The 25,246-nt window shown below is 56.8% G+C and carries 22 protein-coding genes and 1 riboswitch; of the genes, 7 read left to right on the top strand and 15 right to left on the bottom strand.

Annotated features, from left to right (window positions below):
- The first annotated feature begins 2 nt into the window (after positions 1–2).
- The gene (locus JQN68_RS11140; protein WP_225072925.1) at positions 3–797 is read left to right on the top strand and encodes an NAD(+)--dinitrogen-reductase ADP-D-ribosyltransferase; all 795 of its coding nucleotides are present in this window, start codon (positions 3–5) and stop codon (positions 795–797) included.
- A 7-nt stretch (positions 798–804) separates the two neighbouring features.
- Positions 805–1,761 (top strand): ADP-ribosyl-[dinitrogen reductase] hydrolase, encoded by a 957-nt coding sequence (draG, locus tag JQN68_RS11135; RefSeq protein ID WP_225072926.1) that lies wholly within the window; start codon positions 805–807, stop codon positions 1,759–1,761.
- A 92-nt stretch (positions 1,762–1,853) separates the two neighbouring features.
- Here draG and JQN68_RS11130 read toward each other — a convergent pair whose 3' ends face one another.
- The 3 genes from JQN68_RS11130 to JQN68_RS11120 are packed head-to-tail and all read right to left on the bottom strand — an operon-like array spanning position 1,854 to position 4,834.
- A complete protein-coding gene (locus tag JQN68_RS11130; RefSeq protein WP_225072927.1) occupies positions 1,854–2,780 on the bottom strand; it encodes a glycosyltransferase family 2 protein in 927 nt (308 codons plus the stop codon).
- Positions 2,781–2,793: 13 nt separating this feature from the next.
- Positions 2,794–3,804 (bottom strand): UDP-glucuronic acid decarboxylase family protein, encoded by a 1,011-nt coding sequence (locus JQN68_RS11125; RefSeq protein WP_225072928.1) that lies wholly within the window; start codon positions 3,802–3,804, stop codon positions 2,794–2,796.
- A gap of 34 nt (positions 3,805–3,838) precedes the next feature.
- The gene (locus tag JQN68_RS11120; RefSeq protein ID WP_249621192.1) at positions 3,839–4,834 is read right to left on the bottom strand and encodes a glycosyltransferase family 8 protein; all 996 of its coding nucleotides are present in this window, start codon (positions 4,832–4,834) and stop codon (positions 3,839–3,841) included.
- Between the two features lie 540 nt (positions 4,835–5,374).
- Between JQN68_RS11120 and JQN68_RS11115 the strand changes: the two genes are divergently transcribed.
- The gene (locus JQN68_RS11115) at positions 5,375–6,433 is read left to right on the top strand and encodes a diguanylate cyclase domain-containing protein (protein WP_225072930.1); all 1,059 of its coding nucleotides are present in this window, start codon (positions 5,375–5,377) and stop codon (positions 6,431–6,433) included.
- A gap of 47 nt (positions 6,434–6,480) precedes the next feature.
- Here the strand turns inward: JQN68_RS11115 and JQN68_RS11110 are convergent, their stop codons facing one another.
- The 4 genes from JQN68_RS11110 to JQN68_RS11095 form a co-directional block, all read right to left on the bottom strand.
- The gene (locus JQN68_RS11110) at positions 6,481–7,689 is read right to left on the bottom strand and encodes a methionine adenosyltransferase (protein WP_225072931.1); all 1,209 of its coding nucleotides are present in this window, start codon (positions 7,687–7,689) and stop codon (positions 6,481–6,483) included.
- 69 nt (positions 7,690–7,758) lie between these two features.
- Positions 7,759–9,072, bottom strand: a complete 1,314-nt coding sequence (locus tag JQN68_RS11105) for a hypothetical protein (RefSeq protein ID WP_225072932.1) — start codon at positions 9,070–9,072, stop codon at positions 7,759–7,761.
- A gap of 310 nt (positions 9,073–9,382) precedes the next feature.
- The gene (locus JQN68_RS11100; protein ID WP_225072933.1) at positions 9,383–10,573 is read right to left on the bottom strand and encodes a vWA domain-containing protein; all 1,191 of its coding nucleotides are present in this window, start codon (positions 10,571–10,573) and stop codon (positions 9,383–9,385) included.
- Between the two features lie 15 nt (positions 10,574–10,588).
- Positions 10,589–11,428 (bottom strand): AAA family ATPase, encoded by an 840-nt coding sequence (locus tag JQN68_RS11095; protein ID WP_225072934.1) that lies wholly within the window; start codon positions 11,426–11,428, stop codon positions 10,589–10,591.
- An 809-nt stretch (positions 11,429–12,237) separates the two neighbouring features.
- Positions 12,238–12,315, top strand: a riboswitch (cyclic di-GMP riboswitch).
- A gap of 36 nt (positions 12,316–12,351) precedes the next feature.
- On the opposite strand from JQN68_RS11095, the gene JQN68_RS11090 reads away from it, so the two are divergent.
- Positions 12,352–14,046 (top strand): Calx-beta domain-containing protein, encoded by a 1,695-nt coding sequence (locus JQN68_RS11090; RefSeq protein ID WP_225072935.1) that lies wholly within the window; start codon positions 12,352–12,354, stop codon positions 14,044–14,046.
- A gap of 100 nt (positions 14,047–14,146) precedes the next feature.
- On the opposite strand, the gene JQN68_RS11085 is transcribed toward JQN68_RS11090, so the two are convergent.
- The 3 genes from JQN68_RS11085 to JQN68_RS11075 all read right to left on the bottom strand — a co-directional run bounded on the left by JQN68_RS11085 (position 14,147) and on the right by JQN68_RS11075 (position 18,401).
- Positions 14,147–14,923 carry an SIR2 family NAD-dependent protein deacylase gene (locus JQN68_RS11085; RefSeq protein WP_225072936.1) on the bottom strand — a complete coding sequence of 259 codons (777 nt, stop codon included), beginning with the start codon at positions 14,921–14,923 and terminating at the stop codon, positions 14,147–14,149.
- Positions 14,924–15,061: 138 nt separating this feature from the next.
- Positions 15,062–16,690: a tetratricopeptide repeat protein gene (locus tag JQN68_RS11080; protein ID WP_225072937.1), complete on the bottom strand. Its 1,629-nt coding sequence runs from the start codon at positions 16,688–16,690 to the stop codon at positions 15,062–15,064.
- Positions 16,691–16,835: 145 nt separating this feature from the next.
- Positions 16,836–18,401 (bottom strand): MASE3 domain-containing protein, encoded by a 1,566-nt coding sequence (locus JQN68_RS11075; RefSeq protein WP_249621191.1) that lies wholly within the window; start codon positions 18,399–18,401, stop codon positions 16,836–16,838.
- Between the two features lie 32 nt (positions 18,402–18,433).
- Between JQN68_RS11075 and JQN68_RS11070 the strand changes: the two genes are divergently transcribed.
- Entirely contained in the window at positions 18,434–18,619 is a 186-nt protein-coding gene (locus JQN68_RS11070; RefSeq protein ID WP_249621190.1) for a hypothetical protein, read from the top strand.
- On the opposite strand, the gene JQN68_RS11065 is transcribed toward JQN68_RS11070, so the two are convergent.
- The 3 genes from JQN68_RS11065 to JQN68_RS11055 all read right to left on the bottom strand — a co-directional run bounded on the left by JQN68_RS11065 (position 18,600) and on the right by JQN68_RS11055 (position 21,862).
- Positions 18,600–19,373 (bottom strand): AMP nucleosidase, encoded by a 774-nt coding sequence (locus tag JQN68_RS11065; RefSeq protein WP_349632318.1) that lies wholly within the window; start codon positions 19,371–19,373, stop codon positions 18,600–18,602. The two genes, JQN68_RS11070 and JQN68_RS11065, sit on opposite strands and share 20 nt — an antisense overlap.
- Positions 19,374–19,634: 261 nt before the next feature.
- Complete coding sequence (locus JQN68_RS11060; RefSeq protein WP_225073758.1) at positions 19,635–21,089, bottom strand: SLC13 family permease; 1,455 nt, start codon at positions 21,087–21,089, stop codon at positions 19,635–19,637.
- Positions 21,089–21,862, bottom strand: coding sequence for a hypothetical protein (locus tag JQN68_RS11055; protein ID WP_225073757.1), 774 nt, complete (start codon positions 21,860–21,862; stop codon positions 21,089–21,091). The genes JQN68_RS11060 and JQN68_RS11055 overlap by 1 nt, the downstream gene beginning before the upstream one ends.
- A gap of 571 nt (positions 21,863–22,433) precedes the next feature.
- Between JQN68_RS11055 and JQN68_RS11050 the strand changes: the two genes are divergently transcribed.
- Entirely contained in the window at positions 22,434–23,000 is a 567-nt protein-coding gene (locus tag JQN68_RS11050) for a retropepsin-like aspartic protease (protein WP_225073756.1), read from the top strand.
- A 48-nt stretch (positions 23,001–23,048) separates the two neighbouring features.
- Here the strand turns inward: JQN68_RS11050 and JQN68_RS11045 are convergent, their stop codons facing one another.
- Complete coding sequence (locus JQN68_RS11045) at positions 23,049–23,435, bottom strand: YajD family HNH nuclease (protein ID WP_349632316.1); 387 nt, start codon at positions 23,433–23,435, stop codon at positions 23,049–23,051.
- 245 nt (positions 23,436–23,680) lie between these two features.
- Here JQN68_RS11045 and JQN68_RS11040 point away from each other — a divergent pair, with 245 nt between their 5' ends.
- On the top strand, positions 23,681–24,163 hold the full coding sequence (locus tag JQN68_RS11040) for a YchJ family protein (protein WP_225073755.1): 483 nt from the start codon (positions 23,681–23,683) through the stop codon (positions 24,161–24,163).
- A 126-nt stretch (positions 24,164–24,289) separates the two neighbouring features.
- On the opposite strand, the gene JQN68_RS11035 is transcribed toward JQN68_RS11040, so the two are convergent.
- Positions 24,290–24,892 carry a VOC family protein gene (locus JQN68_RS11035; protein ID WP_225073754.1) on the bottom strand — a complete coding sequence of 201 codons (603 nt, stop codon included), beginning with the start codon at positions 24,890–24,892 and terminating at the stop codon, positions 24,290–24,292.
- Between the last annotated feature and the right edge of the window lie 354 nt (positions 24,893–25,246).

The raw sequence follows: 25,246 nt of genomic DNA, 5'->3' as shown, positions 1-25,246 counted from the left end.
CCATGCAGACCAGCGGCGTCAACTTTTGCAACCTGCCCCCCTGGGTGCTCGCCTCGCGGCACTTCAACCGCAACCCGCAACCCATCGAGTTGCAGGGGGTGTGTCACGGTCATCGCAACCTGTTCCAGCGCCTGGCAGAGATGGACGATCCGGAGCAGCGGGCGACGCTGTTTTCCGACTACATGGACGTCACCTTTCAACTGCACCAATGGCGTGAGCAGACCACTCCCGGCGGCCGCAAGAGTCTGAAAAACAGCTACTTGCGCTTCTTGCGCGGCTGGATGTTCGATTCCAACAGCCGCGAGGGCGCGGTATTGAAGGGCTGGGTGGAAAGCCGCTTCGGCCTGCCGCCCACCTTTCACGGCCAGCCCATCGCCTCGCCCCAGGCGGAAGCCTATTTCGCCTACCTGGTGGATCGCATGCGCGGCAGCGCCCGCACCAGCGCCATCCAGGCCCAGTTCGACCTGCTCTTCGAGTTCGCCCAGTACGAGTTGCGACGCCGTTTTCCCGGGCAGACCTTTTTCCCTCTTTACCGGGGCATTTACGACTTTGCCGAACATCCGATCCTGGAACAACCGGCCAAGAACCGCTGCCTGGTGCGCCTCAACAATCTCAATTCCTTCACCGCCGACTTCGAACGGGCCTGGGAGTTCGGCAACCGGGTCCTGGCGGCCCGGATTCCGGCCTGCAAGATCCTGTTTTTCAGCGGTCTGTTTGCCTCGGCCTTGCTGCGTGGGGAAGAGGAATACCTGGTGATCGGCGGTGAATACGACGTCGAAGTGCTGACCGGAGGTTGACCGAACCATGCCCGAATCCGACCTGAACCTCCTCATCGAGAAGACCCGGGCGGCCTTTCTCGGCGTCGCCCTGGGCGATGCCCTGGGCGCCACCACCGAATTCCTGATGCCGGGGGAAATCCGCCAGCGCCACAAGGTTCACCGGCGCATCATCGGCGGTGGTTGGCTCAACCTGAAACCGGGCCAGGTCACCGACGATACCCAGATGAGCCTGTGTATCGCCCGCGCGGTGGATCAAGCCGGAGGCTGGAACCTGCAAGGGGTGGCGGAACAGTTCGCCCTCTGGCTGAAAAGCAAACCCGTCGATGTCGGCGCCACCTGCCGGCGCGGCATCAGCGACTACATCGTCAAGGGCCAACTGGTCAAACCCTACAGCGACTGGGACGCCGGCAACGGCGCGGTCATGCGCATGGCGCCCGTCGCCCTGCTGACCCTCGGGGATGAAACCCTACTGGAGCGTCTGGCGCTGGAACAGGCGCGTCTGACCCATCACAACAACCTGTCCGATGCCGCCTGCCTGACCATCGGACGCATGGCCCAACAGGCCCTGCTCGGCGCCGGCCGTCCGCAACTGCATGCCCTGACGCGGGAACTGTGCGAGCAATTTCCCAAATTCCGCTTCAACCACTATCACGGCGGTGCCTCCGCCTACGTGGTGGAAACCCTGCAGACCGTGTTCCACTATTTCTTCACTACCGCCGAGTTCGAAGAGTGTCTGGTCGGGGTGGTCAATCAGGGCGGCGACGCCGACACCACCGGCGCCATAGCCGGGCTCTTGGCCGGCGCCTATTATGGTCCGGAAGCACTGCCCCCAAGATGGTTGAAAAAACTCGACCCGGCAGTCAAGGAAGAAATCACCACCCTGGCAGAGCGCCTGGTGCGTCTCTCGCCCCTGGGCCGGCGCCTGACCCGGTCCAACAACTCCTGCGCCGGCGTCGTTCGACGCCCGGCAGCGGAGTCATGAATCAGGACAACTGCAACAGTTTGGGCTCATCGGTCCTTTCTACATCACCCCTCGATCGTCGGAACCGAGCGGTGAATATTTAAAGAATTCCTTCAGGGACCCTTGGCATTTTTTATCCGTTGATCGAGTTTGCGTCCGGCGCGCCAGCGCCGAAGTCGCGACTCTCTCGCCAACTGTTTCAAAGCCCGGCGATATTGCCCCAGCAGGGCCGGGTTTTTTTGACCGGTGGCCGCCTCCTCAAGCAACAGCTTTCCCAAGTCGGCACCGTTGAGATAACGATACTGCCCATTGATCTCGGCGGCCCAGGCCAAGAGCCGGGCACAACTCAAGGTACGGCGATATTCCGCATCCGGGTTCCGGACACGGCCAAAAAAATGGTTATGGTCGTGAACCCGGTAAGCCAACGAAGGCTCTTTCAAATAAAATTTGCGGCCATTGAACAGAGAGGCGAGCCAGACCAGGCAATCATCCGCGCGGATACGCCATTCCGGTTCAAAAGGGATGGGGAAAAACTGGTCCGCCAAGGACCGGCGCAGGGAAAGGGTCGAGGTGGGCTCCCCGATCCAGGTCCGCCGAAAGTAGGTCACCAAGCCCGTATATCCCAGATCGGTCAACCGGTCGGGAAATCCCTTGACGACGGGCTCATGAACCGCGCCGAACCGCTCATAGGCACAGAAGAGAAAATCGCAGTCCTGCTGCGTCCGATACACCTCCACCGCTTTGGCTATATAATCCGGATGGTACAGATCGTCGGCGTCCAGAAAAAACAGGAGGTCGCCGCGCGCCAGGGCATAGCCGGCATTGAACGCAGACAACTGGCCGCCATTGGATTTACAGCACGCCACAATCCGGGGATGACCATTGGCCAGGCTCTCAATAATCTGCGGGGAATCGTCCGTGGAGCCGTCATCGACGATGATCAGTTCCAGATTTTCGTGTGTCTGCGCCAGAACCGAAGCAACCGCCTCGCCTAAATAGGCGCCGTAATTGTAGTTATTGATCAATACGGAAACCAGCATTCAAGTTCTCCAATCATATCAATGCACCAGCGTCAGCGGAGGCCTGCTGAAACCTTGCCACGTCTCCGGACGCTGTGAAGCGGCCGGTTTGGGCTTGCAGCAGTTCGCTGAAGTAGGCAATGGTGTACTGCAAGCCCTTCTCCAACTCGACCTGAGGCCGCCAATCCAAGGCACGCCGGGCACGCTGAATGCACGGTCGGCGGCGTCCCGGATCGGCGGCGGCCGGCGGCAGGAAATGGATCGGCGCGGCGCTGCCGGTCAGGCGCAATACCAGCCTGGCCAGATCGATGACCTGCATTTCGCGGGGGTTGCCCAGGTTGAATACCGGCAAATGCTCCCCCGGCAAGTCCATGAAACGCACTAAAGCATCCACCGTGTCACTGACAAAACAGAAGGAACGGGTCTGGGAGCCGTCGCCATAGATGGTCAAAGGGCGACCCGTCAGAGCACTGACGATAAAGTTGGACACCACCCGGCCGTCATCCTGATGCATGAAGGGGCCGTAGGTATTGAACAATCGGGCAATGCGCACGGAACAGCCGCGTTTATGATATTCGTAACACAATGTTTCGGCCAGGCGCTTGCCTTCATCATAGCAAGCACGCTCCGTCAAGGTTCCCACATTGCCATGATACCGCTCCCGCTGCGGATGCACCTCGGGATCGCCATAGACCTCTGAAGTGGACGCATGCACCAACCGGCCCCCATTGCGCAAGGTCGCCCGCAGCAGGTTGCGTACCCCCACGGTACAAGCATCGATGGTTTCCAGAGACAAGCGCTGATAGTGGGGCGGAGACGCCGGACAGGCCAAATTAAAAGCAGCATCGAATGGAATATGGAACGGATCGGTAATATCCGCCTCCATAAACCGGAAATTCGGATTTTCCAGGAGTTCCTCAATATTGCTGACAAACCCCGTAGACAAGTTGTCGACACAAACCACTTCGTGCCCTTGCGCCAAGAGCCTGCGCATCAGATGAGAACCGACAAAACCCGCACCACCCGCAACCAATATCCGTGGCATCATTCTTCCTTTCAGGATTCTTGAAAAAAACTGTTCAGCAAATGGAGAACTCCTTTTTCTTCCAATCGACGATATAAAGGCCCATAATTCGAATTATTCTTCTATTCGAGGTAAGATGAATACGCAAAATCCATCTTTTGCATTTCTTGAATGTTAAATTTTTTAATTGTTTTTTCAAAAATAAAAAACAGGGGAATTGGCGAATGCCAGAGTAGAATTTTGTTTTTTTATAATACCAATAGTAATCAAGCCAAAATTTATGCAAAAATTGACTTGCTCCATCAAACCACAACGTCGATCTGTTTGCATAATGTATTATTTTAGGATTATTATTATAGTATTTAAATTTTTTATTGTTGTAAAATCTATTTTGACAATGTATACCATTTTTACGAAAAACAATTTCCATAACATTCCACCAAGGTTCGACAAATTTAACTTTTCCAACAAATAGAACATTCAATAAATCCTGATCATAATAATCCAAAAATTTTTCATATTTATCCAACAGCGGAAGTATTTGTGAAAACACAGCATCTGTTCTGATTTTTTTTAGGTTCAACAGGAGGACACCCGAATTAAAATAGCGGGACCCAGCAGGAAGATTTAGAACAGCTTTTCTCTCATCCATCAATATATTAAAATCTTCAACGACAGCAGCATAATTTTCTTCAAGATCGATCGCAAAAAATTCTCCAAGACAACAGTTCGCGACTACATCACAATCCAGATATATGGCTTTATCGATTTCAGGTTTCAATTCATGAATAATGCATCGATAATAGCTGGCCACCGTAAATCGTTCTGAACATGGAAAATCATCAAAAATATCATTATCAACAGGAATGAATTCAATCTTTGACATTGGACTATTATTTAATAAATCTAAAATAATGCTTTTTTTATATTCGGAAATTCCACCGTCTAAAATATGAAAATTAATAGGAGACTTGGAATGAGTCAATACCGAAGAAATGGAAACACCAAGGTGTTGAGCATAACGATCGTCGCTGGCATAAAAAACGTCCATACTTCTCACTCCATGAACTTTTCAGAAAATAAGAATGTATCCCTATATTTTTAATTTATCTTTTTACCGCCCTGCGTCTCGATATGAATATCGTCCGAAAATTTTCCAGACCAATTCAACGGCAAGAGCAACCCGGCTACTTCCAGAACCATTCCCATTTCAACCTCTCAACATCTTTTACCAAAATTCAATAATTAATTCCAGAACATAGATCCTAAAAACCAAATAACCATCGGGATTTCAATCAGATAGCGGTTTGAACTTAAGCATCAGACGCTGCAGTGTCCTTGAAAAAAACATCAAGGAGACACCGCGACCCTTGATGGGATAACTATGGAACTGATAACTTATCTCCATCCTGCAAAAATCTTTTCCCCATTTTTCGGATTGACAACACCGGCTTCACATTAGAAGATGACAGCCAATTCGATTCCGGCCCGCCGATTCAGCCGAATCCCAAGACAACACCAGCCATGCCTGCCTCGGAAAGGCCCTCCAGTCCGGCAGGCAGCGCGACCTTATCGGCGCGCGGAGGCCTGCATGGACGTTTTTCAACACACCGATTTGAACATTGTGCAACTGTTGGAACGCATCAAGGACCTCAAGGCAGAAAACCGCTCCTTGGCTGCGACCTGTGACAACCTGGCCGCCTCCGAAGCGGCCCTGGAGCAACTGTTCGCCACGGTCAACCAGAAACTGCTGGCCGCCGAGATGCTGGCCATGGAACTGGAACAGGTCTTTTCCTCCTGTGCCGACGCCAGTTGGGTGGTGCGGCAGGACGGCGTCGTCGTTCGGGCCAATCCGGCCATGCTGCGGTTTCTCGGCCGCTCCCAGGAAGAGGTGGTGGGTCGGCGCTGCAAAGACCTTTTGGAAGGCCGCCTGTGCTGCCAGGGCCCCTGTCCCCTGACCAATGCCCACCTACCCCAGTCCGTTTGCGAATTTGATATCGAACGTCAAAAGGAGGGTGGTGCCTCCGAGTATTTTCTGGTTTCCACCGCTTCCCTCATCACCCTTGACGGGTCTCCCGGCATCGTCGCCCAGTTCAAGGACATCACCCCGCGAAAACAGGCCGAGGCGGCCCTGGCCCGCCTGGCCCGCATCGATGGCTTGACCCAGGTAGCCAATCGCCGCACCTTCGACGAAACCCTGATCCGGGAGTGGCAGCGTCTGGCTCGGGAAAAGTCGCCCCTGTCCCTGGTCATCTGCGATATCGACTGTTTCAAGAAGTTCAATGACTATTATGGTCATCAGGCGGGCGACGAATGTCTGCAGCAGGTGGCCCGGGCGCTGGCTGACTGCGGACGGCGCCCGGCCGACCTGGTGGCCCGGTATGGCGGTGAAGAGTTCGTCATCCTGCTGCCCCAAACGCCTTTGGAAGGGGCATTACAGGTTGCCGAAACGGTCCGGCAACAGGTGGAAGGACTGGGGCTGAAGCATGCGGCTTCCGACGTCAAACCGGTCGTCACCCTCAGCCTTGGGGTGGCCAGCCTGATTCCGGCCTTGGATGGGGATGGAGACCGCCTTATCAAAGCCGCAGACGAGGCTCTGTACCATGCCAAAAAAACAGGCCGCAACCGCGCCCTGGCCGCCCGAGATTGAAACAGGCCCATGAACAGCCCCGGCAACGAACCTCGGTGACGCCCTGCTTAAATGGGCACCCCGAGATACTCTTTTCCCCGGCAAAGGCGCCGGCACAGAGCCTCTGCCTCGGCCAACTCCGCCTCCAGTATCGCCTGCGCCTGGCGCTGCAAAATCATGAAATCGCCTTCCCGGTCGGGCAGCAGGCGGACCGCAGCCAGCAGGGGTCGGTCCACCGATTGGCCGATGCGGCTCACCAGCAGCACCTCTACCTCCCGAACACCACTCAACTGTTCGCCGATGGCCCGCGCCGCCCGGTGTGCCAGAACGTTGTAAATCTTGCCCGTATGACTGACCGGATTCTTTCCGCAGACCGCCTCGGTGCCAATGGGCCGATTGACCGGTATCAGGCCATTGACCCGGTTGCCGCGCCCTACCTGTCCGGAATCGGCATCTTCGGCGGAGGTTCCAAGCAGACTCAGATACACGCCCTGCAATCCCCGACCGGGTTCGTCGAGAGCATTGAACTGCACGGCAACCTCAAAAGCCAGGCGTTCCGCGGCCCAGGCGGCCATATCCCGGCGGATCGTCTCCTTGCGGGCAAAGTATTCGGTTTCCGAAGCAACATGGGTGCTTAACAGCGGCATGGCCACAGTCAGATCAAGGCTGCGACCACGGCGAACTCCCATCACCTTGACATCCTCCGCCGTCTCCGGATAGCGTTGCTTGAAAGCCTGGGAATTGAGCCGGGTCTCCAGTTCCAGGACGGCCGTCTCGGTGGGAGTCAGGGGGAAATAGCCCACGGCCGCCGAAGTATCGTTGGCGGGCAGCAACCGGCCCGGACGTTCGAACAATCCGGCCAGTTCCTCGGACGCGGGAGCCAGAGCGACGCGGATGCGGACATCTCCCTGCGATCGGACCTGGGGCAGATGGCGGTCGATCCAGTCCCGCGCCGCGGCCACGGCAATCTCCTCCACCGGGATGATGCGACCGCCAAAGCGGCTCGTCGCCCGATCGCCGATGATCACTTCCATGGGCTGAACCACGCGACCGCCGCCGAACCACTTTTCCACCTGACCGGCAATCAGCAATCCCTTGTCGATATTGTTGTGCAGCACCCGTCCGAAGGATTCCAGGTAGACGTTATTAAGGGCGATCGAAACGGCTTCCATGATACCGTCGCAGATGGTGTCGGGATGCCCAAGGCCTTTGCGTTCGACGACTTCCACCTGCCGGTCGGTCATGGCCGGCCCCGGCATCCGCTCGACAATGATCATGACTTCACCTCCCTGGGCACTGCCGAAAACCTTTAGCCGCGGACGAAAACCGTCAGTCCAGCCAATCCATCAGGACGACCCGTTCGGTCCCGTTCCCTGGCCGGCGTGCCAGCGCGCCAGATGTTCGGCATGGGTCTTCAGATAGGCACCGGGCTGATAATACTCATCGTAAAACTCCAGGTCGAGATGCTGGGCCTGAAGATACATCAGGACGAACATGGAAGGCACGGTGGCGGGAAACTTGCCGAAGGTGTCGAACAGGTATTGCGCCTGATGCGCCACGCAGTCCCGAAAGCCCTCATCATGCATGGTTGCGGCAGAACGGACCTTGCGGCTGTCCTTCCAGACACCGGGGGTGTCGGGATGGAAGGGGCCGCCGGAGCCGAACTTGCGTTCGCACAAGGCTTCGACGGCAGCCCGCAGATCCGGGTAATGCGGTGGGCAGAAGCCCTCCATGACCCCCGGCAAACCGGTGGGATTCGGATAGGGCCAACGCTCGTCCAGATCATAACGAAAACCGAGACCCGGCACCTCCGGGTTGCCGCTGGTCCCCAGCATGGCAAAGGGATCGGCGCCGTTGAACATCCAGCCGCCAAGGCCCATGGCCTGAAGCATCAAGGTTCCCGCATAGCAGCTGGTTGCCAGCTCCACTGTCAGTTCCGCCAGGGACAACTGCTCCACAAAAGTGACGGGCCAGACATTGGCCGTATCCACCATCCCGCCAAACTGTTCGATTCCGGGAATCGAACAGTTGTGAATGTCGTCATACAGAACCAGACCGTTCTGCAGCATGTAACACAGATTGAGCAGAACATGCTGGGACAGATCACCGACCGGAATCACCACCAGGGTGGAGGGTTGGTTGAAGACCCAAGTGTTATGCGGTTCCGTATAGGGCACCTCGGCCGGAAAGCGGAGGCGCCCATCCTGGATTTTTCGCACGGATTTTCGGACATTGTCGATAAATGCACCCAGATCCAGGTCGCCATCCGCGGCACGGTCGGCAAAGGCCGGGGCATCGCGCATGGGCAGCAGGTAAACCCCTTCGTCATCCGTGAAGAAGGTCTGGCTGGTATGAAAACCCGCAGCGGAAGGAAACACACGCCCGCCGGCAGCGCCGGCGTAATTGGACAGGTGTGGCGCATAACGGGCGGCCCGGTAAATCATGTGGTGCCAGGAGGTGTTGCCTCCACAGGCCGATACCACCAGCATTTTTTCAAGTTCATCCAACGGCATCGGATTTTTTCGGGATTTGAAGGCCAATACGCCATCGGGGATTTCCGCCCCCATGAAGAATCGCCGGGAACGGCGCCCCAGCAACGCCTCAATAAGGGGAAATGTCAACAGATCCTGAAAGCCTGGAGGAGTCGCCATGTTCTTCATGCCCTGCTCCTTTCGTCTTCAAGGGATTTGGTCCTCGCACGGCGCCGAAGCTATGGCCGGCGACGTATGTGAATGATGCAGACAGACGGCCTTGCCACCCTAAAAGGATACTGTTTCAGCATAGCCGCTCGGATGACATCCTCAACCCCATTCCATGCGGTCGACGAAATTATTCTCCGGATGGCAACCGAATCCCGTCGGTTGGAAGAAGCGATTGAAGCGGGGGATGAACCAGAGCTTCGCAGGGTACCGCCTGGCGAACCCAGCAGAGCCGCCACCTGACCGGGGTTCTGCGAGGAGACGGCCACTGTCAGCGGGCCACCAGATGCCGCACCGCCTGCTCCAAGCCGTTGAGGGTGAGGGGAAACATGGGGATGATGTGGCGGATCCGGGAGATGGTCTGGCCGTAATCCCAGAGGGATTCGGAAATCGGGTTGAGCCAGGCGGCGTGGGGGAAGGCGCGCGACAGTTGGTGGAGCCGTTCGATGCTCGGCAGCTTCTGCCGATACTCGATGGCGATGCCGCCATTGATCTCCAGCAATTCCTCGGGGGCCATGCTGGCGTCGCCGACCACGATGAGGCGGGTTTCGGGGTCGCGTTTCAGCAGGTCCTCGACGGGCTCGGGACGCCGGTAACGTTCGGCGTCCTGCCAGACCCGATCCGTCACCGTGTTGTGGAAGTAGCGGATGGAGAGCTCCTTGAACTGGGCCCGGGCATAGTGGAACAGGGCCTGGACCGTTTCCACGTAGGGATTCATGGACCAGCCACCGTTGTCGATAAGCAGCAGAACCTTGAGCCGATCGGCCAGGCGCCGGTCGAATACCAACTCGATTTCACCGGCGTTGCGCATGGTCTGGTAGATGGTTTTGTCGATGCTCAATTGGTCGCGCGGGCCTTCCGGCACCAGGCGGCGCAGCCTTTTCAGAGCTTCGCCGACCCCGGACCGGGTCAGGGGCGCCGTAGCCGCATAATCCTTGTAACGCCGCTCCAGGGCCACCTTGGCGGCGGAGCGATGGCGCGACTCCCCTCCGAGGCGCATGCCGCCGGGCCGTTTTCCCGAATGCCCCACGGGCGACACGCCGCCGGTGCCGATCCACTTCCGGCCGCCATGGTGCTGTCCCTTCTGATCCTTGAGGCGCTCCAGGAAATAGGCGATCAGCTCCTCGCCGCTCAAACGCCGCAACTGTTCTTCGGACAGCCCCAAGGCCTTGGCCAGCTCCTGTGGCTCTTTGAGCCACTCTTCCAGCAGGGAGCGCACCGTATCGTCAACGGTGATACCGGCGAAATCTTCCCCTTCGGCACCGGTGAAAAGCTCGGCGAAGACCCGGTCGTAAGTATCGAAATCCCGCTCGCTTTTCACCAGAACCGCCCGGGCCACGGTGTAGAAATCATCCAGGGACAGGATCAGGCCGAGGCCCAGGGTCTTCTGCAGCCGCAGAAAGGCGGTCGGCGTCACCGGCACCCCGCGTTCGCGCAGTTCGTAGAAAAACGGCAGGAACATGTTCTCCCCCTCGTCTCAGATTTTGTCCTGAGTCGCGGCTCGTTCCAGATCGGAACTCTTTTTAAAGAGGATACCCAAGTAGGGCAGCGGCCCTCCGGACAGTGCCTCGGCGCGAAAATCGGAGTCCGCCTTGAGAGCCCGGATCCAGTTGAGCAGTTCCCGGGTCGCCGGTTTCTTTTCGGTTCCTTCGATGTTGCGCAGGCGATAGAAAGCGTTGATGGCGGCGTGGGCCAGATCGTCGCTGAGATCCGGAAAGTGAACCGCAATGATGCGGCGCATCATCTCCGGTTCGGGAAAGGCGATATGGTGGAAATTGCATCTCCCCAGGAAGGGATCGGAGAGATCCTTCTTGGCATTGGAGGTGATGATGACCACCGGCCGGTGCCGCGCCTTGACGGTGCTGTCGATCTCCAAGATATCGAATTCCATTTGGTCGAGGACATCGAGCATGTCGTCCTGGAAGTCGGTATCGGCCTTGTCGATCTCGTCGATGAGCAGCACCACCCGCTCATCGGCGACAAAGGCCTGGCCGATCTTGCCCATGCGGATGTATTCGGCGATGTTGCTGACATCCCGGCTCGAATCGCCGAAGCGGCTGTCGTTGAGGCGGGTCAGGGTATCGTACTGGTAGAGAGCCTCGACCAGCTTCATGCTCGATTTGACGTTGAGCACCAGTAACGGCATGTCGAGACTCTCGGCAATGGAATGGGCCAGCATGGTCTTGCCGGTACCCGGCTCGCCCTTGAGCAGCAGCGGCATTTCCAGGGCCATGGAAACATTGACGATCTTGGCGAGTTCATCGTCGAGAACATAATGGCTGGCGCCGCTGAAACGGGGCAGATGGGTTTCGATCATGATGATATCGACTCCTCGGTTTCGGGAAAAGTCATGGATCGGAGTTGCTGATTTCGAGCGGTTATCATAGCCCAGCCAGACCCCTCAGGCAAAGCCTTTCCAAACTTGGACAAGCGCCATTCGTCCGCCATGTCTGCACCTTGGCAGACATTCTCGGACCGCATTTTCCACCAGGGCTGTGAGGGATAGGATTGGCAGCACCATTCCCATAAGGAATCCTCAATCCATCCCCGAACCGGACCTTGTCGCCCCTTGCCGACAATTTGCGTCCCCAGGCCTCCCCAAAGGACTCAATTATGCTTCCAGCCCTTTGACATTGTCCTAACATGTCGGAATGAATGGTCATGACTTTGAGAGAACGCCGGGAATCCCGGCATTGAATTGTCTCTATTGCCCGACATCAGAAACTCGCATTTCCCGTTCGCTTCATCTTCCAACACCATGACTACCCTTTTTCATCTTTTAAGACAAAAAAGTCTTAATAAATTAAGCAAAGATTAAATAAAAAAACCAATAATATGTGGATTGCGTGTCTATATGCTTATTGTAAAAATATAACGTAATTTTTACATACCATCTCGCTGAGTCCATAACAAATTGAATTCATAGCACTTTAACCAAACCTCAGAGAGCCATAAGAGAAAAATGGAACCTTATTGGCACAAGCATTGCTAATTCAAGTATCAGTCAGAATCCTTCCTGATTTTTTCCTGATTTTCCTGTGCAATGCAACAATCAATCTGACACAAAGAATAAATCCAATCATCCCAAGAAAGGAGGTAAGCAACAATAATAATTTTGAATAACTATTTCGACAAAGGCAAAATCAGAGCAATCTGATGACGCAAAGCCCAGGGTCCAATCACAGGGATGGCCGGGTTGCCGTAACAATTAATGAAGCAACAAGTAATCAGTGAGAAGAAATGATGAAATTATCCAATTTTAGACAAAACAGGTGGTCCTTTTTAAAGATCGCATTTGGTTTTCTGGTGGCTTTCCAGATGGCAGGTTTCCAGGATGCGGAAGCCTCGCGCTGGGGCCAGTGGAAAAAAACCGATTCGTCCCCAACCGTCAACCATGGCAGCTTTGAGTTGTCCGCCAACAGGTACTCGGTCCGCGAGGATGCGGGCAGAGTCAACATCGTTGTCAAGCGGGTGGGAGGCTCTTCGGGTACGGCCACCGTCGACATCCGCACCCTTGCCGAAACGGCTAAAACTCCGACGGATTATGTCGGAATGAGCTGGACCACCTTGCGCTTCGCCAACGGCGAAACCCAGAAGACCCAAAGCATCACCATTGTGGACAACAAGGTGGTGGACGGCGACAAAACCTTCCGGGTCCTGATCGGCAATCCGACGAGCGGCGCCACCCTGGGCAGCGTCACCAGCGCCACGGTGACCATCGTCGATGATGATAAACCCTCCTCCTCCACCACAACCGGCAATGAATCAACTTCCAGCACCACTTCTGGAAGTTCGACGTCCAGCCCATCCCTCGCACGAACCCAGTTTTCCTTAAGAGGAGATCCCAACTTCTCTTCAAGCAAACTTTCCAGTGAAACCAGGCTCTGGCATGATCGACTCTGGTCAGCGATCAACAATTCCCGCCAAACACCTAATGCCTCCGATTTGGCGGCTTCAAACAACGTTTATGATTATGGAAGAGGTCTGAATACCTATATTACGACATTGCTTCATGGCTTCAGGGCAACAGGCGATCTTCGACTGCTTGACGAAGTAGATCGACTAACCGAAATTATGCGGTCAAAGTTGAAAGATAGCTCAATACTGACAAAAGGTGGCACAAAGTACCAATCTGATGGATATTTGAATTGGCTTTACTTGAGGGAAAAACATTCAGATTGGCACGAGACAGATCTTCATGAAATGGACGAAATACTCACTCATTCCATGATTTCTGCCGCAGCTTATGCCTTTTATGTAAACAGAGACATAAACAAGAAATATGAAGAACGCTCTAAATTTTGGACCAATTATTTAAAGAACCACTTTGAAGCCAAGTGGCGCGCACGGAAAAGAAAGTCGAGTGGATTTCCTTTCCTGGAAAAAAAATTGACTCATGCCTATGCGCAATGGAACCGCTATCATTACTACATGTATAAGTTGACGGGAGAAAAAGGCTATCATGATGAAGCGGCAAAAATGGCCCAGGTCATAAAAAACGGCGTTAAAACAGTCAATTCATCGCTCGGACAGGCAGCAATATGGGACCATGGCATGCCTCATTTTGGTGGAAAATCGCACGGACCGCAACCGGTGAACTACGCAAGGTATACCATTCAAGCAATGGCCGATCTGCATTTTGAAGGTTTTAGCGTCTATGCCGAACCGGGGTTTATGGAAAAGGTTGCAAATACCGTCTCCGCTTTTGTGCTGAAAAAAGCTCCATCGGCCCTTGCTGACAAAATCGACGGGTCTGGATCTTCAAGCATCAGCATTTATGGTATTTCACCCTTCGCCACAATGTCCTTATGGGATCAATCAGGCCTGGTAAAAACCATTACCCAGCAGATTTACCACAATATTGAAAGCAACACGAGCAACCCGCGAAGAGTTTATATGCCGACCGGATTCATAATGTCGACCATGAAAAAATAGGATCTATTAGGACAATCACTCAAAAGCCCTCGCAATTGCGGGGGCTTTTGAGTCGGCATCCCATCGGCAGGTAGATGCCGGGCTTGCCGCCGGTTCATCGTTACTCGTTGGGGCCCGCAATCTCCGTGGTGCGTACCAGGTCCGGCAACACCCTTCCGGCCGCTTCGGAAAAACATACCTCGGCCAAATGATCATAGGCGGTTACCGTACGGTTGATGAACACCAGGTTGCTTCCGGCCTCCGCCGCGACCAAGGGGACCCGGGCGGCGGGTTGCACCTCGAGGGACGAGCCAATCATGAGCATCAGGTCACAACACCGGGCCCAGTCGAAAGCCTCCGTCAGGGCCTGCTCCGGCATGCTCTGACCGAAAGAAACGGTATCCGGCTTGATCAGCCCGCCGCAACCGGAGCAACGCGGCACCGCCTCGCCCGCCTCGAGACGGGCCTGCACCGCGGCGATGGGCCAACTCCGCCCGCAGGTAAGGCAGCTGGCCCGCAGGTTGGTACCGTGCAGTTCGATGACCTCCGTGCTGCCGGCGGCCTGGTGCAGACCGTCGATATTCTGGGTAATCACCGCTTGCAGCTTGCCCAGGCGCTGCAATTCCGCCAACGCCCCATGTGCCGCATTGGGTCGCGCGGCAAGCAGGGCGGGAATCAGCTCGCGGCGCATGCGCCAGTATTCGGCACGCGCCGCCTCGCTGTCCAGGAACTCCTGGAAGGTAACGATACGATAACGCTCCCACAACCCGCCCGGGCTGCGAAAATCGATCAGGCCCGACTCGGTGGAGATGCCGGCTCCGGTGAAAGCCACTACCGTCCGGGCCTGCCGCAGCAAGGCGGCGGTTGTTTCGAGGCGCTCCGGATACGTGCCGGCCATGGCCCTCCTCCCCTTCAGACGCAGGTCACCGCTCCACTTCCGCAGGACGAATCACCAGATGACCTTCCGGCGCCCGGTCGCCATGCCGGCCCCGGGCAGCAAGCAACAATTGGCCGAGGGGAAACCCGCTGACCGCCATCAACGCATTTTCAGGTACCTTTTGGCTTGTTCGATTTCCGCGCGATGGGTATCGGCCTCGGCCGTCAAAGTGACCAACTTCGTGTAGTATTCCCGCGCAGCCTGCCGGTTGCCGGCCACCTGCGCCGCACGGGCGGCCCCGTAAAGACCGCGCAAGCGGTTGGGATCCCGCTGCAGGGACTGTTCGAATTCCGCAAAGGCTTCGCGTGGTCGGTTCATGGCCATAAGCATGTCGCCCAGCAGTTCCCGACTCGGCACGACATTCCCGGGGGTAACCGGATGCTTGTCGCTGGCCACTTCCAGGGCGACAGCCTGGCGCATCCGTTTAAGGGCTTCATCATGATGTTGTTCGGCGAAGGCGATCCAGGCATCGACGGCCTTTATCTGGAAATCCGTCTGACCTGCCCAGTACATGTTCTTCGCCGCAGCCATCGCCTCCTTCAGTGCCCGCAGGCGTTCCCGATCCCGGGTCGCTGCAGGGACATCCCCGCTGCGCGCGGCCCCCAAGCCGCGGGCAAAGACGAGAATGGCCTCCGCTTGCGGGAACTTATCCCAGGCCAGGTCCTTGGGTGAAAGTTCCAGTTTGGCGGCCTGCACCCAGTCGCCCCGCTCCAAGGCATAACGGGCCGGAATCGCGGCAAAGGCGTAGGCGGCAACAAAATTTTCCACGTTGACCTGGCGAATCGCCAGCACCTCATCCACCAATTCCCTGGCCGCCCGGTCCTGGGCCTGCTGCAGGTAACCGAACACCAGATAGTCCATGGCGTGCAGCGCATCGTAGGTGCCGATGCCAAGGGTGGTTTCCTTCAATTCATCCTTGGCGGCCTGGTAGGAGGCTCGGTCGCTGGCCACCATCTCCGACCACAGGCCGAGCCGGCTGAAGATATGCGAAGGCATGTGCAGGGCATGGGGCACCGAGGGTGCGATGCCGCTGTAGACCCGTGCCGCCGGGAGGCCCTTCTCGGCCAATTCAGCGTAGTCATAGGTATGGATCAGGTAATGGGCCACGCCAGGATGATTGGGATATTTCTTGAACAGGGGCTCCAGAATGGCCGCCGCCTTGAGCTGGTTGGCAAAGGTTTTGTCCGTGGGTTGAGCGGTGACGTTCAGCACCAGAGCATAAAGAATCTGTGCTTCGTCGTCTTCGGGATACTTTGCCGCCAGCGCTTCCATGGCCTTTTCCAGGGCCAGAGCCCGCGATCGATGCTCGACAGTTTGCCAATCCTTGAAAAACTCGGCCAGGGATGCGATGTAGTCCGTCTCGCGCGCGCTCCTGGCCCCCACCCTCCGGGCTTCGTCCATGGCAGCGGCGCCGGCCTGCAGCGCCTGAGGATTGGGCGGCCAGGCGAGGGGATTGCCCATGGACATGAAGGAGATGCCCCAATACGCCATGCCGCAATCGGCGTCATGCTCCAACACCCGGGCGAAGGAAGCCTTGGCGGGTTCAAACCAGAAGGAATGAAACAGGGCCATGGCTCGATTGAACTCCTGCTGTGCAGCGGCATTACAGGAGACAGGGAAATTGACTTCTCCGAGCTTTTCCGACGGGCCGTTCACGGCGCCCGCTTCGGGCACCAGAAAGCAGAACATAATGGTCAGCGTCCAGACAATGACGGTGGTTTTTTTCATGGCTGCCTCCGTTGTTGAGGATACCATTCAGTTTAATGCAACTTTTCGACACGTAAAGGAAAGTTATCCCCAAGTTCAGCCATTGGGAAGCGGACCGAAAGGGAGAGAGATAAGAGTCAGGCGGAACAGCCAGGAAAAAGACGTATCAGGCGGGTGCGTCCTGCAACTCCACCCAGAAGGTCGCGCCGCCGCCGGACGTCTCTTCAACCCAGTAGCGACCTTCATACAGGAGAGTGATTTTTTGAACGATGGCCAATCCGATGCCGGTTCCGGCATGGCCTTGGGCATTGACACCACGAAAGAACACTTCGCTCAGCCTTTCCCGCTCTTCAGCCGGGATGCCAGGGCCGTGATCACGAACAAAAAAGCGCACTCGATGGGAATTACGCCAGCCGCCGACAATGATGGGACGTTCCGGTCCCCCCGCATAGCGCACGGCATTACCGATGAGGTTGGCCCATATCTGATAGATGAGGGTGGGATGGGCGTGCACTTCGGGGAGGGATTCGACCCGCACCTGGCTGCCGCTGGCCGTAATCTGTGTCTGCAGATCATGAACGGCCCGGTTCGCAACCTCAGCCGAATCCACCATTTCCGCCGGTTGCTTCAGACGACCGATGCGCGCCAGTTGCAGCAGGTCTTCCAGCATGCGTGCCATCTGCCAGCCCTTTTCCTCCATGCCATGGAGGACCTGCATCACCGCCTCGAAGCCCTGGCCGGGGATTTGGCGGCGGACCAGTTCCGCACCGGAGATAAACACGGTCAGGGGTGAACGCAGATCGTGGGCCACGGTACGCACGAAAATGTCCAATTCAAGATTGGCGGCCCGCAACTGCTCTTCCGTCCGCCGGCGTTGAGCCAATTCCTGGTCGAGGGCCTGATGGGAGAGGCTGAGATCACGAAACAGGCTCTGATAGGGTGCCCGGAGCGTACCCAGTACCAGGGCACGATAGACAAAAACCACAGAGCCCACCTTGAGCAGATGGCCGACGCAATTGGCCAGGCCATAGACATCCTGGTAGATGGTAAAAGCCAGTTCCGAAAGTATGGCCAGGCCGATGGAGGTCAGCAGCAGGTGCAGGAGCGACCGATCCAGCAAGAAACGCCGGCGCCAGTAAAGCCAGCCACTGACTGCCAGCAGGGCGCTGATCAGGTACTCGGCCCCGATCTTGAAGGGGGTCAACCCCGATTCGGTAAGGCAGCTGGGAAAAATTTCAAGGGGCCAGATGGCGAGCCCCAGGAGTCCTGCGGCGACCAGAAAACCGATCGTCCACTTCAGAATCTCGACCTGGTGCCGACCGCCCAATACCAGGCCTGATGCCACATAGGCACAAGCCTGCAGACTGCGCGCGGCAATCCAGAATTGGGTGGGCATGTCCACCCCGACATTCGGAAAAACACCCATGCCTTTATAGGTTAAGGTATGCAACAGATCGAGGCTGCCGACGGAGAGATAAGCCACTGCCAGCAGTGCAAAGGAATCGTTGCGGCTGATATGGCGGGAATGCCAGCCAATGCTGAAGGTCGTGATGGCGACGGCCACACTGGACATTTCCACCAGACCGTGAAAAAACAGATAATTGGCGCGACTCAGGAAATACAGGGCGATGCCGGCGACCAGCAGGACAAGCAGAACCAGCATGGGGCGCCGGCCGACAGAAGACTCGATGGTACTTAAGGAAGAGGCGTTCAAGGCAGAGGTCGGATCCATGAGAGGCGGCCTTCTGAAGAACCAAATGATACATGAGCCAGATCATCAGTGTTTTTCAATTTGCCACTAATGCCAATGATTTCCAAACAAAAAGTCACCAAATGTCAAAATCACCCGCAAAAATTTCGCGTGGCTATTTGGGATTGTTTTGGAAGAAGGGGGCCAAATTCTTGCCGGTGCACCGGCAAAAAACGGCTTTCAATAGCGGAAATGCTTGATCCGCTCGCCTTTTTCCTCAATCTCGGTCATGGCTTCGATGCCGATTTGCAAATGGATGTCGGTCCATTGGCGGGAAACCAACTGGTCCATCTCTTCGGTCTTGACCCCTTCCGGAGTCAGGGGCAGGTCCGAAACCAGCAACAGGGCCCCGCGGGCAATGGAATTGTAGTGACCGACGATGAACAGGGTAGCCGTCTCCATGTCGATGGCGATGCAGGTCATGGCCTGCAGCCGCTGCAGAAAGGCCCGATCGTGTTCCCACAGCCGGCGGTTGGTGGTATAGACCACGCCGGTGCGGTATTCGTGACCATGGTCTACGATCTTTTCCGACACGAATTTGTGCAGTTTGAAGGAAGGCAGCGCGGGAACTTCTGGGGGAAAATATTCGTCACTGGTGCCTTCCCTGCGAATGGCCCCGATGGGCAGAATGAAATGCCCGATCTCCGACGATTGCTTGAGCCCGCCGCACTTGCCCAGCAGCAGCACCCCGCTGGGAGTGCGGGCACTGAGGAGGTCCATGATGGTGGCGGCATTGGCCGAGCCCATGCCGAAGTGAATCATGGTCAGGCCATGGGCATTGGTCGCGGCCGGCATGGGCCGGTCGACACCGCGAATCTCACAGTTGAACCGGGCTGCGAATTTGTTGAGATAGGGGCGAAAGTTGGTCAGCAGGACGTAATCCCCGATTTCATCCAGAGTCAAACCGGTATAGCGCGGCAGCCAGTTTCTCGCGATATCCAGCTTTTCGGTCATGGGCATGGTCACCTCCCCTTCCCGCAAGGAAATATCTTCAAATAACAAAAAACCGAAGCCCTCTGGCCACGAACCGTCAACGGCCAAGATGGCAGCACCACACGCAAAACCGCCTTTCAATGGTACTCTGGCGGATTGCTTCCGCCGTCAAATCATAGCACAGTCGACGGCGTTCCTCGAACAGGTGTATGAGCCGGCCCTCCATGGATAATCCATGGACAATCTGTACGGGCCCTGCCCGTCGGACGAATGCGGGAATCGCTAAGGCTGGATACGGAGCCCCAGCAACGGCCAGATCAGCCAGGCAGAGCCAAGAAACAGCAGCCAGGCAAGGATTTGAATAATCAACCCCGGCACGATCATGTCCCGAACCCTGAGAAACCCGGAAGAGAAGACGATGGCATTGGCCGGGGTCCCCATGGGCAGGCAAAATGCAAGCCCGGAAGGCAGGGCGATGGCCAGGGTCATGACCCGCGGATCGATGCCCATGGTCTGTTCCAGGCTCATGCCGATGGGCATCAATATGGCGATGACCGCCGCATTACTGATGCATTCGGTCAACACCAACGACAGCAGGGAGATGACCGCCAGCACCAGCAAGGGGGACCCGGACAAACGGGCGAGCCCCAGATCGGCCACCCAGCGGGCGGCCCCGCTTTGATCCAGGGCGCTGGCCAGGGTTATGGCGCCACCGTACATCAGGATGACTCCCCAATTGACATATTCCTCGATGCTTTTCCAGTCGACTACCTTGAAAACGAAAAGTGCAACGGCAGAGAGGATGGCGATATTGGCCAAACCGAACCGGCTGCCGTAAAAAATCCATCCGCCCAAGGTCAGCACCATGATCGCCGCAACGATCTTTTCCGGCAAAGTGATACGGCCCGTTTCAAGACGCTGCCGGCTCAAAACCCGGATCCCCTGCTCCACCGAGGCCAGGTCGCATGGAAAAATCCGGCACAAAAACAGGAACCCTGCCAACATCAAGGGCAGCACAATGGGCAGCGCCGCCGCGGTCCATTCCCAGAAAGAGAAATCGAGTCCCCTCGCCTCCCGCAGCATGCCCACCGCCAGCGGAGCGCGGGCGCCGCCAAGAAATGTGGCAATGCCGCCGATGACGCAGCCCCAACCGATGGACATGAACAGGAGCTTGCCGTAGCGACTGCCGCCGACGGGCAACTCCAGGCTGCGCACGATGGTCGCCACTACCGAAAACATCATGGCCGCCACCGCATGTTCGCTCATGGCGAAGGATAGCAATGCCGACAGGAGGAAAACCGTCAGTGCCAGACGAAGGGGGGTCCGGCCGAAGCGGACCAGCAGGCTCCTTCCAATACGGCTGGAAAGGCCGGTTCGGGTCAGGGCGGCAGCCAGAATAAAGGCCCCAAGAATGAAGAAAACCGCCTCGTTGGCAAACAGGGCATAGGTCTGCCGCCGTTCCAGAATCCCCATGAGGGGGATGGCCGCCATGGCCAACAGGGAGGTGACGGCCAAGGGGATAATCCCCGAAACCCACAAAAAGGTGCAGCCGACAAAGAGGATCAATGCGCGATACCCGCTGATGGACAATCCCGCGGGGGGCTCCAGACCCAGCAGGAAAGCCAGGAGAAGAAAAAGGCCCGCCAGCACCTGGTAGCGTCGGGTCCGGTCGGCCAGCACCCGCCAAAGCGGCCGGCGATCGATCTGGAGGGGTTTGTCGTAATAGTTCTCCACCATCACAACCCCGCCGAGGCAAAGGACTCTTCAACTTCCCGCACCCGCAACAGGCGCCGCAAGTCTGAGCTGGTCCGCAGCCGGGCACCGTCGACCTTGTCGAAAAGCCCCTGCATGCCCCGTTTTGCCGGTGGCAGGACCAAGGGCGTGGTAAGACGCAACAGCGGATGGAGAGGCTTGACCGGGACTTTCTTGCGGCGCCAACCAGCGGCAAGATGTTCGAAAAACGCCGCGATGTCGCCGGCCGGGCAGCGGCCGTCCGCCTGGTCGATGGCACCCAACGGCAGGATGTCCTGTCCCAGCAAGGCATCCATATCCTTGCGGGCGACGGTCAAGGACTGTATCCCCGCAAACAGGGTGGAAGTCACCGACCAACGGGGAAAAATGGATTTGGCGCAAAGCAGCGCCGCCCGGCTTTTTTCCTGCTCCCCGAAAAGAGGTATATCGACATAGTCGATTCCTGCCGCATAGGCATGCTCGAGTTGTTGGGGCAATGGTGCGGTCATGAACTGCCCGACCAGGAAGCCCTTGCAGTTTCGCTTTATGGCCCTGATCAGAGCTTCCGCGCCGGCAAACTCCGCCGGTTCGCCAAAGCGGAAGACAAAGAGTTCCACCGGAGACCGGCCATCGCTTTCCAGAATGGATTCCACCGCCTGATAGGGCGCCAACTGTGCGCCGACGAAAAACACCTCGCCATGGCGACGCAATTCATCGCCGGCGGCCGGCAGGACCGGTCGGGCAAGCAGCGTCCGGGTTCTTTCCAAGCTGACAGTCATGCTCTTCACCTCTGCCGAATACAGTCGTTTGACAACCAAAAACACAATTCAAAACGAAGCCTAGTTTTTTATAGCATTTTTGTCAACTTTATTTTACACCATTTAGCTTTATAATTTTTATTATTACACACTATTTTGATGTGTTTATCACGCAAAGGCGTTTGCCTCACCACAGCCCGGTCGACTCAGGTACCGGCGACCTTGAGGACCCGGAGTCGGCCAAAATCCAGTCTGTCTCGAAAGCAAGCAAAGAGGGAAAGGGAGGGAGGCTGCCTACTCGGCGGTTCTGACGACGCCAACCCGGGCCCGCGGGCGGCGCGTCCGGTGGCGATGGCTGTTCGAATCTGGAAAGGAAGCTCTGAGCCTCGGCGCCAAAAGCTCTATGCAGAAGAAAAAATCGGCTATAATAAAACACCGAATCTAATCGAGGACGGACCTGCTGCTGGCGGAATCGGATCGATCCCCCTATGTTGCCGAAACGGAAGGACCCTCTAAAATCATGGGACACCAAAGAGGATATCTATTAGAAGGGCACGAACTCTTACTCCGCCGGGCAAGGGGCGGTTGCTGCATGATGCTGCTGTTGGCCGTCATCCTGCTGCTGCCGCAAGCCGGTTTCGGGGAAATGATTCGCTACCTGGATGAACATGGCACCCCCGTCTATGTCGACGATCGGGACCTCACCCCGGCGGAGCGCCGGGCCCTGCGGCAGAAAACCCAGGCCGCCGAACAGGCCCTGCGGCGTTCCAGGACCACCTCGGTGGAAATCCTCGGCAACCAGGTGCTGGTTCCCGTGGAACTCAGCGACGGCAACCGCCGGATTCAGGTCCGGTTGCTTCTCGACACCGGCGCCTCACAGACCGTTTTCCATCGTCACGCCATAACCTCCCTAAGCACCAGGCAGCTGGGACGAGGCTGGTCGCGCCTTGCCAGCGGTCAACGGATCGCCACCGATCAGGTTCGCCTCGGGTCCCTGCAGGTCGGCCCCCACGCCTGGCAGAACCCGACGGTGTACGTCATCGACATCGAGGATTCGGATGCCCCCTTCGACGGCCTCCTCGGCATGGACTTTCTCAGGAAACATCCCTACCGCATCGATTTCCGGCAGCAGGTCATCCACTGGCAGGCGGCCGACTGAAGGGCTCCCGAACCGGTTTCGGCAAAGCTGAACGCACTGGGGCCGCAGTCAGGATTTTTTCGCTGGGTTCAACCTGGCCTCGAGGGCCGCAAAGGGAGAATGACTCAGGGAAGGCCTGCCTGCAGCGGAAGCGCCTGTCCGGCCGCGGTCCTCCTGCACGCCGCGGGTGTGCTCATGATCATGACAATAGATGCAGAGCAGTTCCCAGTTGCTGCCGTCAGGCGGATTGTTGTCATGGTTGTGATCCTTGTGATGGACCGTCAGTTCCCGCATCTTTTTGCCTTCAAATTCGCGGGTGCAGCGGCCGCATACGTGGGGGAAGAGTTTCAACGCCTGTTCCCGATAGCCGGCCAGACGATCCTGTTGTTCCCGGCGCATTTCGGCAACCAGACGGTTTTGTTGTTCGGAGAGATGATTTTTTTCTGAATCGGGCATACCGCCTCCCAAAATCGTTGCAGGGTCCTATTGGAAATCGTGTTTCATTCAAAATCGCAATGTGCCGGTTGACGGCCCGATTGTCAATTCCGGATTCCGTGTCCGCCCCTTGATGCACGCCTTTTTCCTCCTTCCTGCAGCACGCCCGTCCAGCTGCCACCATGCGGAGCAATGGCCTTGACACGCCCCTCCCAGGTGCATAGACTTCCCAAACTTAAAAAACCGCCCCTTGAAGGAGATACACCATGAACACCTGTCCCTGTGGCAGCGGCAGCGATTACGCTGACTGCTGCGAACCCATCATTACCGGCAAACAACCCGCCGCAACAGCCGAACAACTCATGCGTGCGCGTTACACCGCCCATGTCAAGGTCGAGGTCGACTTCATTTACGAAAGCACCCACCCCGATCACCGGCAGGGCTACGATCACAAAGGCACCAGGACCTGGGCCGAAAATTCCGATTGGCAAGGCCTGGAGATTGTCGCCACAAAAGCGGGCGGGCCTGATGATGAGCGGGGCGAGGTCGAATTCATTGCCCGCTTTCGCGACGGGGATGGGATCCACAGCCACCACGAACGGGGTCAGTTCGAGCGCCGAAACCAGCAATGGCTGTTCACCGAGGGCATCATGGTCAAGCCCAGGCCGTTGAGCGTGACCAAGGTCGGCCGCAACGATCCCTGCGTCTGCGGCAGCGGCAAGAAATACAAGAAATGCTGCGGGCAGTAGAATAGCCAATCAAAATGAATGGGGGGACTTGTTTTGCCGAACCGGTCCCCGTCACTGCTTACCAACCCGGAAATTGTCTTGCTCCGCATATCCGTGCCGCCTATAACAGCATAACCAAACCATCGGTTAATGCTGTTCCCCTTCCCTTCCCTCTTTCAAACAATGAAACAGTTCGCTGCCGGCGGCCTTGACGATCTCCTTCTCGCTTTCCGGGGTCGGATTGGTCACCGCCGGCCAGTGTCCCGCCACCGGTTCGGCACCTTCCCTGGCCAGGGCGACGGGAGCGGTGTCGGCCATCTTCGGTTTTTTGCGCACGTCGATACCGCTCACCGGCCAACTGAACTCGATGGGGATGCCGTTGGGGTCGTGGGCATAGATGGAATGGATGAAGCCGTGATCCTTGACTCCCGTACAGGGGAAGCCGGCCGCCTCCAGTTTGTCCTTCAACGCCCACAGGTCATCGCTGTTCTCCACCCCGAAGGACACATGATCGAAAACGAACGGTCCCTTCACCGGCGCCCCGTGTACCTTGGGCGAAACCGGTTCGATATCCGGCCATTCGAAAAAGGCAATCAGATCTTGGGGAGAGATTTCAAAGAAGTAATGCCGGAATCCCGGTTTTCCCAGGCCGGCGACCAGGCGCATTCCCAATAGATCACGCCAGAAGCGGATGGTCGCATCCATGTCGCCGGTAGCCATGGCCAGATGGTTCACACCTGTGAATTTCATGACGCCTCCATACTGTGTGTGAGTGATCAAGGGCGTTGGAGTGGCCGCTTCATCATACTATCACTTTATGGATAATTTAGACTTTGGCTGCCCTCGCCTAAAACGATTATTCCTTTTCCGCATAGCGCTCTTCTTGCAATACCCTAACCTTTAATCAGTCAAATAATAGCTTTTAATAATTAGTCTTGGCATTTTATATTGTTTATGCTAATTTGTTCAGACTTAAATTTTTCTCCCTTCGATTCCGCACGGTCAATCCCTGAACACCGCACGCCATAAGCGATCCAAAGGAGACGACACCATGCCCAAATTTGCCGCTACCGTCGGCGACCATCACATCTGCCCCAAGGTCGA

Origin of the sequence: Desulfuromonas sp. CSMB_57 (assembly GCF_020194955.2) — a bacterium.
Taxonomy (GTDB): Bacteria; Desulfobacterota; Desulfuromonadia; order Desulfuromonadales; family Syntrophotaleaceae; genus JAFCIY02.
The sequence above is the reverse complement of the archived record's forward strand: the minus strand, read 5'-3'. Positions and strand labels throughout refer to the sequence as shown.

What these genes read in the sequence shown, in the direction of transcription:
- JQN68_RS11140 (WP_225072925.1), top strand. Translation starts at nt 3, where the DNA reads ATGCAGACCAGCGGCGTCAACTTTTGCAACCTGCCCCCCTGGGTGCTC.
- draG (WP_225072926.1), top strand. Translation starts at nt 805, where the DNA reads ATGCCCGAATCCGACCTGAACCTCCTCATCGAGAAGACCCGGGCGGCC.
- JQN68_RS11130 (WP_225072927.1), bottom strand. Translation starts at nt 2,780, where the DNA reads ATGCTGGTTTCCGTATTGATCAATAACTACAATTACGGCGCCTATTTA.
- JQN68_RS11125 (WP_225072928.1), bottom strand. Translation starts at nt 3,804, where the DNA reads ATGCCACGGATATTGGTTGCGGGTGGTGCGGGTTTTGTCGGTTCTCAT.
- JQN68_RS11120 (WP_249621192.1), bottom strand. Translation starts at nt 4,834, where the DNA reads ATGGACGTTTTTTATGCCAGCGACGATCGTTATGCTCAACACCTTGGT.
- JQN68_RS11115 (WP_225072930.1), top strand. Translation starts at nt 5,375, where the DNA reads ATGGACGTTTTTCAACACACCGATTTGAACATTGTGCAACTGTTGGAA.
- JQN68_RS11110 (WP_225072931.1), bottom strand. Translation starts at nt 7,689, where the DNA reads ATGATCATTGTCGAGCGGATGCCGGGGCCGGCCATGACCGACCGGCAG.
- JQN68_RS11105 (WP_225072932.1), bottom strand. Translation starts at nt 9,072, where the DNA reads ATGAAGAACATGGCGACTCCTCCAGGCTTTCAGGATCTGTTGACATTT.
- JQN68_RS11100 (WP_225072933.1), bottom strand. Translation starts at nt 10,573, where the DNA reads ATGTTCCTGCCGTTTTTCTACGAACTGCGCGAACGCGGGGTGCCGGTG.
- JQN68_RS11095 (WP_225072934.1), bottom strand. Translation starts at nt 11,428, where the DNA reads ATGATCGAAACCCATCTGCCCCGTTTCAGCGGCGCCAGCCATTATGTT.
- JQN68_RS11090 (WP_225072935.1), top strand. Translation starts at nt 12,352, where the DNA reads ATGATGAAATTATCCAATTTTAGACAAAACAGGTGGTCCTTTTTAAAG.
- JQN68_RS11085 (WP_225072936.1), bottom strand. Translation starts at nt 14,923, where the DNA reads ATGGCCGGCACGTATCCGGAGCGCCTCGAAACAACCGCCGCCTTGCTG.
- JQN68_RS11080 (WP_225072937.1), bottom strand. Translation starts at nt 16,690, where the DNA reads ATGAAAAAAACCACCGTCATTGTCTGGACGCTGACCATTATGTTCTGC.
- JQN68_RS11075 (WP_249621191.1), bottom strand. Translation starts at nt 18,401, where the DNA reads ATGGATCCGACCTCTGCCTTGAACGCCTCTTCCTTAAGTACCATCGAG.
- JQN68_RS11070 (WP_249621190.1), top strand. Translation starts at nt 18,434, where the DNA reads ATGAGCCAGATCATCAGTGTTTTTCAATTTGCCACTAATGCCAATGAT.
- JQN68_RS11065 (WP_349632318.1), bottom strand. Translation starts at nt 19,373, where the DNA reads ATGACCGAAAAGCTGGATATCGCGAGAAACTGGCTGCCGCGCTATACC.
- JQN68_RS11060 (WP_225073758.1), bottom strand. Translation starts at nt 21,089, where the DNA reads ATGGTGGAGAACTATTACGACAAACCCCTCCAGATCGATCGCCGGCCG.
- JQN68_RS11055 (WP_225073757.1), bottom strand. Translation starts at nt 21,862, where the DNA reads ATGACTGTCAGCTTGGAAAGAACCCGGACGCTGCTTGCCCGACCGGTC.
- JQN68_RS11050 (WP_225073756.1), top strand. Translation starts at nt 22,434, where the DNA reads ATGATGCTGCTGTTGGCCGTCATCCTGCTGCTGCCGCAAGCCGGTTTC.
- JQN68_RS11045 (WP_349632316.1), bottom strand. Translation starts at nt 23,435, where the DNA reads ATGCCCGATTCAGAAAAAAATCATCTCTCCGAACAACAAAACCGTCTG.
- JQN68_RS11040 (WP_225073755.1), top strand. Translation starts at nt 23,681, where the DNA reads ATGAACACCTGTCCCTGTGGCAGCGGCAGCGATTACGCTGACTGCTGC.
- JQN68_RS11035 (WP_225073754.1), bottom strand. Translation starts at nt 24,892, where the DNA reads ATGAAATTCACAGGTGTGAACCATCTGGCCATGGCTACCGGCGACATG.